Origin of the sequence: Bacillus thermozeamaize (genome assembly GCA_002159075.1) — a bacterium.
GTDB lineage: Bacteria > Bacillota > Bacilli > ZCTH02-B2 > ZCTH02-B2 > Bacillus_BB > Bacillus_BB thermozeamaize.
Genome location: LZRT01000103.1, coordinates 1 through 8,823 on the forward strand (window position 1 = coordinate 1; position 8,823 = coordinate 8,823).

Here is an 8,823-nt window from a genome sequence, read left to right on the forward strand (position 1 = left end):
TTGCCGGTTTATCGGCAACCCTTGACGGGAGGGGAGACGTTTCGGACAATCTCGTATCTCCGGTCAGGCATATTCCCTGACATTTTCACAGAACGATAAACCTGTCATTTTCTCAGACGTTTGACAGCGCGACAAAAAAAGACCACCTGGGCTTACCCCCAGGTGATCGAAGAGAAAAACGGTAATTATGCCATATACAAATCGTTATACTGTTTGACGATCTCCTTTTTGTTGAATTTACCCACACTCGTTTTTGGAATTTGATCGACAAAAATGATTTTATCAGGAAATTGCCATTTGGCGAATCGGTCTTTCAACAGTTCATAGATTTCTTCTTCTGAAACCTGTTGTCCTGCCTTTGGCACCACGAGGGCCAACGGACGCTCTTGCCACTTGGGATGAGGCAGACCGACCACACAGGCTTCTACCACGTTCGGGTGGCCCATGATGGTGTTTTCGAGATCAATCGATGAAATCCATTCGCCGCCGCTCTTGATCACATCTTTAATCCGGTCCACCACTTTCACATAACCGTTTTCATCCATGGTGCCGGCATCACCACTCTTCCAATACCCTTCATGAAATTGTCCTTCCGTACCAGGAGAATTGTAGTATTGGGCGGTCACCCATGGCCCGCGCACCCAAATCTCTCCCACGGATTTGCCGTCACGGGGCACTTCGTTTCCTTCCGAATCACAGATCTTGATATCGATCCCCGTAACAGGCAAACCTTGCTTGCGTTTTAAGTCCCACTTTTCTTCCTCGCTCAGTTTCCGTTGCAACGACGGTTTCAGGCGATAGTTTATACAAACCAGCGGCGTCGTCTCCGTCGCCCCGTAAGCGTGAATAATTTCTGCTCCCGTTAGCTCCTTATATTCTTTCATCATGGATAATGGCGGTTCTGTCGCTCCAGAAAGAAAACGGGCGCGGCTGAAGTCGGGTTTTTGATCCAATGTCTTGATATAATGGAGCATGGGCAAAAAGATGGCCGGCGCGCCGTTGGCTACGGTCACTTGCTCCTGTATCATGAGATCGACCAGCAAGCCCGGCTGTTCTGCCATATACCTGCCTGGAAAAATCAGTTTGGCCCCCATCATCACGCCGGCGTAAAACAACCCCCAGGACTGCCCATGAAACATGGGTACGATACAGGCGATACAGTCATCACTGTTCAGGCCAATGTATGCCGCCATCTCCATCGTGTGCAAGTAGATGTTGCGGTGCGAGTAATAAACCCCTTTCGGCCTCCCCGTGGTGCCGGAAGTGTAGCAAGCGCTATAAGCTGAATGCTCGTCGATCATCGGCCAATCGTAGTCAGGTTCTGCCTCACGCAACAACGTCTCGTAATGATAGACCGGTGACAGCGATGTGTGAATCTCCGACATCGGTTTGTCCGTCATGACCAGCCATCCCCTGACCGTCTTGGCATGGGGCGCAATCGCTTCGGCGACAGGCAAAAGCGATTCGTCCACGAAAACGTACTTGGCCTCGCTGTGATTGACGACATAACTCAAATCGTCTGCCGAGATACGCAAATTCATCTGCAGGATCACGGCCCCAGTACCGGGAATGGCGAAATACAATTCAAAGTGTCGATGTGTGTTCCAATCAAGAACGCCTACCCGGTCCCCCGGTTGCACACCTAATTTTTCCAAAACATTGGCAGCCCGCATCATCCGTTCATACGCATCCCTGTACGTATAGCGCTGAAAATCTCCATGCGTGCGGTACACAATCTCCTGTTCCGGATAACTTCGGACCGCATGCCGGATAAACGTGGTGGTATTCAATTGGTATTCGTTCATCGAAGTCGAAGGAAAACCTGTAATTCGACGCATGTTCATGCTCCTTTCTTTGTTCTGTTTTTCAATCTAATCGTTGAAATAGATGAACTGCTGTCGCAGCCGTATCGCCATCCACAAACCCACCATCGTTTTGCGTCAAGCCCCATCTTGGGATGCCGTTTCGTCCGCGAACCTGTCGGTCGCCGGCTTCACCCCGCAACTGCCACACCACCTCGGCTATCTGCGCCAAACCGGTCGCCCCCACTGGATGGCCTCTGGAACACAACCCGCCGCTGGGATTGACCGGAATTTGTCCCTGCAAACCTGTTTTTCCTTCCCGGACCAGGCGAACCGCTTCCCCTTCCGGACAAAATCCCAACTCTTCATACAATTTCAATTCTGCCGGCGCCATGGCGTCGTGCACTTCCGCCACCTCGATGTCTTCCGGCCCGATGCCGGCTTGTTCATAAGCTTCTCGGGCAGTTAACCAGGTTGTACTTTCCCGAGGATGAGCCTCCAACAAGGAACCTTGTCCGCTTCTTAAGGCAGAGGCAGCCACGCGAACGATCGGCTTTTCGCTCCACTTGCGGGCCAGATCTTCCCTGCACAAAACAGCCGCCGCGGCTCCATCCCCAATGGAGGATGCCATGTACAAGGTGATGGGATCGGCCACCATGCGGGAAGAGAGCACCTCTTGAACCGTTAACGGCTTGCGAAACTGGGCATACGGATTCAGTGAACCGTGGTACGAGTTCTTCTCCACAACTTTTGCCAGATCCTCAGGTTTCCAGCCGTATTTATCCATTTTTCTGCGAATGGCCATCGCATACAGGGCAGTGAATTGCAGGCCCATGTTGCCGGCCACCTCCACGTCGGTGGCCATGGTCAATGCCTGAATGGAGCGTGCCGTGTCACCGATATACATTTTTTCGGCTCCCACTGCCAACACCACATCATGCACCCCTGATGCGACACTTAACCAAGCCATGCAAAAAGCAGTGGACGCCGTAGCGCAAGCGTTTTCAACATTTACAACAGGAATACCTTTAAAGCCGGCATGACGCAAGATCACTTGTCCGCGCACAGATTCTTGTCCCAAAAGAACGCCGCCAAGGCAATTTCCCACAAACGCCGCTTCAATTTTTCTTGGGTCCACCCCCGCATCGCGAATGGCTGCCCAGATGGCCGTATTCGCCAGTTCTTTGATGTGTTTCTGGGGATATTTTCCAAAAGGATGCATTCCCACACCCAACACGACGACACGGTTCATCCTTGTTCTTCCCTCCTTTCATTCGATACCGGCCGATATAGCCAGCCGATGATCGGTTTTCCGTATTCATCTTTACGCACTTCTCCGATATACAATTGAACCGCATCGCCAATCGCTACCGCATTGGGCTCCGGCGAAACATCTTTCAGCAAACTGAAGACCAATGGACCTTCGTCCAGTCGGATCATCGCTTGAACATGAGGCACAGGAAATCCCGGAGGCGCCACATGAAGAATGGAATAAGAACTGATCCGTCCCCGTTTGCCGATGGGGATGCTTTCCAACGTATCTTCCCGCAGGCAGTTGGGACACCCCCCCTTGGGCGGAAAAAATACGGATCCGCATGCTCGGCAGCGATTTCCGATGAGATATGGCTCATCTCCTTCTCCAGACGGAATATGAAACAGCCTGTCCTGAACACGTTCCAATCCTCGCTCACTCCTTTGGATTTTTGCCGCCGCCTATACGAACCAAGGATCACCTTCCGGTAAACCGGGCCGGGCGTTTTTCGATGAAAGAACTCACCCCCTCCATCGCGTCCTCGCTGTAACCCAAGGTCGCCGCCGCTTGAAATTCAAAAGCAAGTCCTTCTGCCAGGCTGGTATTCAGCCCCACATCGACACAACGTTTGATCAGTTGCTGGGCATAAGGCGATACGGAGGTCAATTCACCAATCAGTGAAGCCAACGACTCTTCCAACGCTTCGGCCGGTACCACCCGATTGACCAGACCAAGTTTTTCCGCTTCTGAGGCAGTGACGGTCTTTCCTGTAAATAGAAGTTCCTTGGCTCGCGCCGCACCGATTAAACGAGGCAACCGCTGCGTACCACCCGCTGCCGGCAACAGCCCAATTTTCACTTCCGGCAACGCAAATTTCGCTTGCGGAGTGGCAATCCGCAAGTCACAGGCCAACGCCAACTCGCAACCACCGCCAAAAGCAATCCCCTCGACCACTGCAATCGTCGGTCTAGGAAAAGTGGCCAACGCTTCCACGGACGGACGTAAACATTCCAGAAAACGTACCATTTCGAGTGGAAATTTCTCGGGATCCTTCTGTATTTTTTTGATGAATTTCAGATCTGCCCCGGCTGAGAAAAAGTGCGGGTGGCCTTTCACCACAACCACACGAATTCGTTCGTCCTTTTTCCACTCTTCCAAGACATCCAACAACCGATTCCCCACTTCCAAATTAAGCGCGTTCAACACATCCGACCGGTTCAATTGCACGGTCCCTATCCCATCTTTGACGGTGGCAATTAAAACTTCTGTGCCCATCTCATTCCTCCGTTCTCAACCAACGTTCCATCATGTCAGATCATGGTATACCCACCATTGATACTCAGCGTCTGGCCAGTAATATAGTCAGCCTCCGGTGATGCGAGAAAAAATATGCCATTCGCGATATCTTCCGGTTCGGCAAAACGACGAATCGGGTAATTTTTCAGAATTTCTTTCCCTTTTTGTTCCAGCAACGCTTTGACCAACGGTGTGCGTGTCGCTCCGGGACAAACCACATTGACTCGGATACCGTACCTAGCCATCTCCTTGGCCAATGCCTTGCTGAAACCGACGACCCCTGCTTTGGCCATGGAGTAAACAGCCATGTACGTTTCCCCTACCCGAGCGGCATCTGAAGCAATGTTTACCACAACTCCACTGTTTTGCCGCACCATATGAGGCAGGACAGCCTTGCACACATTCAGCACACCGTAAATGTTCACTTGAATTTCCCTGTGCCAGTCTTCCGGCTCAGTCTCCAAAAAGAGACGGATGTCTCCTACACCAGCATTATTGACCAGTACATCAATCCGTCCCCATCGTTCGACGACCTCCTTTGTCATATTTTCAACCTCGTCAAGACGGGTAATGTCTGCCGGCGCCGCCATCGCCTCCAAACCGAACGTTTTTATTTCCTTCACCACATCGTTCGCTTTCTGTTCGTCGATGTCGTTGACAACCACCCGATCTCCATTGGAGGCAAAACGCATCGCCGTTGTGCGGCCGATGCCGGACCCCGCCCCTGTGATCAGCACCACCCGTGGTTTCATAGGTCTACCCCCTTTTGATTAAAACGCTGCCATCCCTAGCATATTGCGGGCAATAATCAATTTTTGAATCTGCGTGCTGCCATCCGGAATGGTCAACATGCGGGCATCCCGGAAGTACCGTTCGACAGGAAACTCTTTAGATAACCCATATGCCCCGTGAATCTGGATCGCATGAGAAGTAATTCGCACCGCCGCTTCTGTCGCATACCACTTGGCCATGGACGTCTGAGTGTCGCAACGAACGCCCTTTCCGACCAAATATAAGCCCCGGTATGCCAACAAGCGGGCAGCATCCAGTTCGGTAGCCATATCAGCAATCATTTCCTGAATCAACTGATGCTGGCCAATCGACTTGCCCCATTGCTTTCGCTCTTGGGCATATTGGATAGCCGCTTCCAGTGCAGCCTGCGCTATGCCAATGGCAGCTAAGGCCACAAAACAACGGGCACGCTCAAATGCTTTGAGTGTCTCCTTTAACCCATCGCCCGGCCGGCCTAGCAAGTTTTCTTTCGGTACCAACGTATTGTCGAAGAACAACTCGGATGTCGGCCAGGCATGAAGGCCTAATTTTTTCAGTTCACGCACGGAGTAACCGTTGGGTTCCTTTTCCACAATAAAGCGACTCAGTGACTTTTTCCCTTCGTCCCCCGTTTTCGCCAAAACGATACATACGTCAGAAATGCTGCCATTTGAAATCCATATTTTTTCTCCGTTCAGCCGGTAGAAATCACCTTCAGGAACGGCACGCATCGTGAGATCGGCGGGATTCGAACCCACACCGGGTTCAGTGACGGCTACACATCCGATGAGTTCCGCCGACAGCAACCGCGGCAAATAACGCTGAATCTGTTTGTCGCTTCCGCCTTCATAGAGACTGAGCGCACACTCCTGGGTAATAAAGGCAACCCCAGCCAACCCAGGAAATACACGAAACAACTCTTCGTACAGAATCCCCTGAGATACAGCATCCAGCGCCATCCCCCCCACCTCTTCCGGAAAAGCGCCGACGATATACCCAAAGGGCAACAATTTTTTTAACAATGGGCGGGCAACCTCTTTTGTGATCATCTTGTCAGCATATTCTTCCGCATAAGGTCGCATTTCGCTGTCCAAAAACTTTCTCACCGATTGCTGCAACAACTTCTGCTCTTCCGTTAAATCAAAGCGCATCGCTCAATCTCCTCCTCAGTAGAAAATAATCCACTCGCTCAACATGCCATTCCCTCGCACCCGCCGCCAACTCATTTATAAAGCAATTTGTATGCCACAAACAAAAACTTGTTTTTTTCACTAATGAAAGAAGAGTTCTTCCAAATACTAGAAACCAATGTAAATAAAACTTTATATAAACGTGTATAGTGTTCATTTTTATTTACAACCTTTCCTCAATTGGGTATATTATTAGTTATATAGGGATGTTTGATCTCAGCATTTTGGAAGCAGGTGACACGATGTTTGTTCGCGAATTGATGACCACTTCCTTCTTCACACTCACCCCTCATCAATCCATTCAGGATGCCTTACAGATTTTCTCACGTACCACAGCCGGAATCATCCCGGTTATTGATGAAGAAGGTACTATTGTTGGAATCCTCACTAAAAATCGCCTCATTCGAGCTATTGCCAATGGCAGTTCATTTGATGAGCCGATTGTTTCCCTCATCGTCTGTAAACCAGTCTGCTTAAAGCCAGACTATACTGTCGATGAGGCCAAACATATCCTCCTCAAACACGTTATCTCCCAAGCACCGGTCATCAATCCAGAAGGCCAGCCAATCGGGATTGTTTCGACCGCTGATTGCTTGCACACGTACCACATTGTCAGTACCATGCTGGACAATCAATTGAAAAAACTTTTCGACAATCTTCCCTTCGGCCTGTTCTCAGTAGATCGGCAGATGAATCTAACCGCTGTCAATCCAATTGCCCAACAAATCCTAAATGTCGATCCAGACCATCAACCACTGACCATCTCGGACCTCCCCATGGAAACGCTGGATCTAAAACAAATGATCAAGGACGCCATAAGCTCTGGACAGCAAACACCCAAACAAAAGATGTCCATCAATCACCACAGCGTGCTCGTGGAATGCCTGCCTTTGTATGAACGGGAACGCATCTCGGGCGTCATGGTCATGATGGAGGAACTGACACACATCGAGCGATTGACCGAAGAACTCCAATGGACGAAAGAGTGGGAAGAAAAACTACGGACCGTTGTGGAGTTGGCCTACGACGGAATTGTTTTAGTGAATCAAAAGGGCGTCATCACGATGGCCAACAAAGGATTTTGCGAACTGTTTCAGGTGCAAGCAGAACAGATAATTGGCCAATCGGTTATGGAAGACTTTCCCGATCTGGGCATTCGGCAAGTTTTACAGTTGGGTGTGCCCATACAGGGAACGGGGAAGATCATTTCAGGAAAACGGTGTGTCATCACCACATTACCAATCCATGACGGCAAGCGCGTTGTAGGGGCTGTTTGTAAAATCATGTACCGCGGATTACGCCAGTTGCATGAAGCATTGGAAAAGATAAGCCGTTTGGAAAAACAAATTTCTTATTACCAACAGGAGTTGAACGATATTAAAGGAACGCGTTACACTTTTGCGGACATCGTGGGAAACTCGGCGAAAATCCGGCAGGTTAAAAAAGAAGCCATGTTCGCGTCTCGCAGTCCTTCTACCATCCTGATTTGTGGAGAAAGCGGTACCGGCAAGGAACTGTTTGCCCACAGCATTCATGTTGCCTCCGGTGTTCCCGGGGCTTTCGTGAAAGTGAATTGTGCCGCCATTCCGGAAGAGTTGTTCGAATCGGAATTTTTCGGTTATGAAGAAGGCGCTTTTACCGGAGCAAAAAGAGGAGGAAAAAAAGGAAAATTTCACTTAGCCCAAAACGGCACGCTTTTTTTGGATGAAATTGGCGATATGCCCCTTTCTATGCAAGTGAAACTATTGCGCGTCTTGCAGGAAAAAGAGTTTGAACCGCTGGGCAGCAGCCGAACCATCCGGGTCAATGTCAGGATTATTGCGGCAACAAACCAGGATTTGGAACGTCTTGTCCAAGAAGGAAAATTTCGTGAAGACCTATATTATCGAATTAATGTGTTTCGTATTGAACTGCCTCCATTAAGAGAACGTAAAGAAGACATACCTGAAATTGTACAGACCCTGATCGGAAAACTGAACCAGTCCGGTTTTGATTTAAAGGGAATCACCCCTGACGCCCTTTCTCTCTTGTTAAATTACACGTGGCCTGGAAACATCCGCGAATTGGCAAATGTCATGGAACGTGCAGCAAACTTGACAACAAACGGATACATCGACATTGAACATTTACCGACAACCATTCTTCGTCAAGAACCGCTGGACTCTCCGTCCCCTTCTGTTTATGCTCATCCATCAAATACGAATCATATAAAAATGAATAACAGTTATCGTGATGAGCTGAAAAATAAAGAAAAGGAACTGATCTTGAAAGCTTTAAAGCAAGCCCAAGGGAATAAAACAAAGGCAAGCCATCTTTTAGGAATTAGCAGGACCTGGCTATACGCAAAAATGAAAGAATACGGCATTCGCTAAACCATGCTGGGCAATCGAGTAGGAGGGGGCGACTAACCCCCGTCCCCTCACACCACCTAGCATGCGGGTCCGCACTAGGCGGTTCGCCAACCTTGACGAATTTCGAAATATCTTTCCGTTAAACTCTTCAGTCCTTGGGA

At 49.7% G+C, this 8,823-nt stretch carries 7 protein-coding genes; 1 reads left to right on the forward strand and 6 read right to left on the reverse strand.

Going from position 1 to position 8,823, the window contains the following annotated elements:
* Nucleotides 1–185: 185 nt before the first annotated feature.
* The 6 genes from BAA01_13495 to BAA01_13520 are packed head-to-tail and all read right to left on the reverse strand — an operon-like array spanning nt 186 to nt 6,272.
* Nucleotides 186–1,844 carry an AMP-dependent synthetase gene (locus BAA01_13495; protein OUM85421.1) on the reverse strand — a complete coding sequence of 553 codons (1,659 nt, stop codon included), beginning with the start codon at nt 1,842–1,844 and terminating at the stop codon, nt 186–188.
* A gap of 22 nt (nt 1,845–1,866) precedes the next feature.
* Nucleotides 1,867–3,054, reverse strand: a complete 1,188-nt coding sequence (locus BAA01_13500) for a thiolase (protein OUM85422.1) — start codon at nt 3,052–3,054, stop codon at nt 1,867–1,869.
* Nucleotides 3,051–3,482, reverse strand: coding sequence for a hypothetical protein (locus tag BAA01_13505; GenBank protein ID OUM85423.1), 432 nt, complete (start codon nt 3,480–3,482; stop codon nt 3,051–3,053). Before BAA01_13505 ends, BAA01_13500 begins: the two co-directional genes overlap by 4 nt.
* A gap of 49 nt (nt 3,483–3,531) precedes the next feature.
* Entirely contained in the window at nt 3,532–4,329 is a 798-nt protein-coding gene (locus BAA01_13510) for a hypothetical protein (GenBank protein ID OUM85424.1), read from the reverse strand.
* Between the two features lie 35 nt (nt 4,330–4,364).
* On the reverse strand, nt 4,365–5,102 hold the full coding sequence (locus BAA01_13515; protein ID OUM85425.1) for a hypothetical protein: 738 nt from the start codon (nt 5,100–5,102) through the stop codon (nt 4,365–4,367).
* Between the two features lie 18 nt (nt 5,103–5,120).
* The gene (locus tag BAA01_13520) at nt 5,121–6,272 is read right to left on the reverse strand and encodes a hypothetical protein (GenBank protein OUM85426.1); all 1,152 of its coding nucleotides are present in this window, start codon (nt 6,270–6,272) and stop codon (nt 5,121–5,123) included.
* A gap of 281 nt (nt 6,273–6,553) precedes the next feature.
* On the opposite strand from BAA01_13520, the gene BAA01_13525 reads away from it, so the two are divergent.
* Nucleotides 6,554–8,683, forward strand: coding sequence for a hypothetical protein (locus BAA01_13525; GenBank protein ID OUM85427.1), 2,130 nt, complete (start codon nt 6,554–6,556; stop codon nt 8,681–8,683).
* Nucleotides 8,684–8,823: the final 140 nt, after the last annotated feature.

What these genes read in the sequence shown, in the direction of transcription:
- BAA01_13500 (OUM85422.1), bottom strand. Translation starts at nt 3,054, where the DNA reads ATGAACCGTGTCGTCGTGTTGGGTGTGGGAATGCATCCTTTTGGAAAA.
- BAA01_13515 (OUM85425.1), bottom strand. Translation starts at nt 5,102, where the DNA reads ATGAAACCACGGGTGGTGCTGATCACAGGGGCGGGGTCCGGCATCGGC.
- BAA01_13520 (OUM85426.1), bottom strand. Translation starts at nt 6,272, where the DNA reads ATGCGCTTTGATTTAACGGAAGAGCAGAAGTTGTTGCAGCAATCGGTG.
- BAA01_13495 (OUM85421.1), bottom strand. Translation starts at nt 1,844, where the DNA reads ATGAACATGCGTCGAATTACAGGTTTTCCTTCGACTTCGATGAACGAA.
- BAA01_13510 (OUM85424.1), bottom strand. Translation starts at nt 4,329, where the DNA reads ATGGGCACAGAAGTTTTAATTGCCACCGTCAAAGATGGGATAGGGACC.
- BAA01_13525 (OUM85427.1), top strand. Translation starts at nt 6,554, where the DNA reads ATGTTTGTTCGCGAATTGATGACCACTTCCTTCTTCACACTCACCCCT.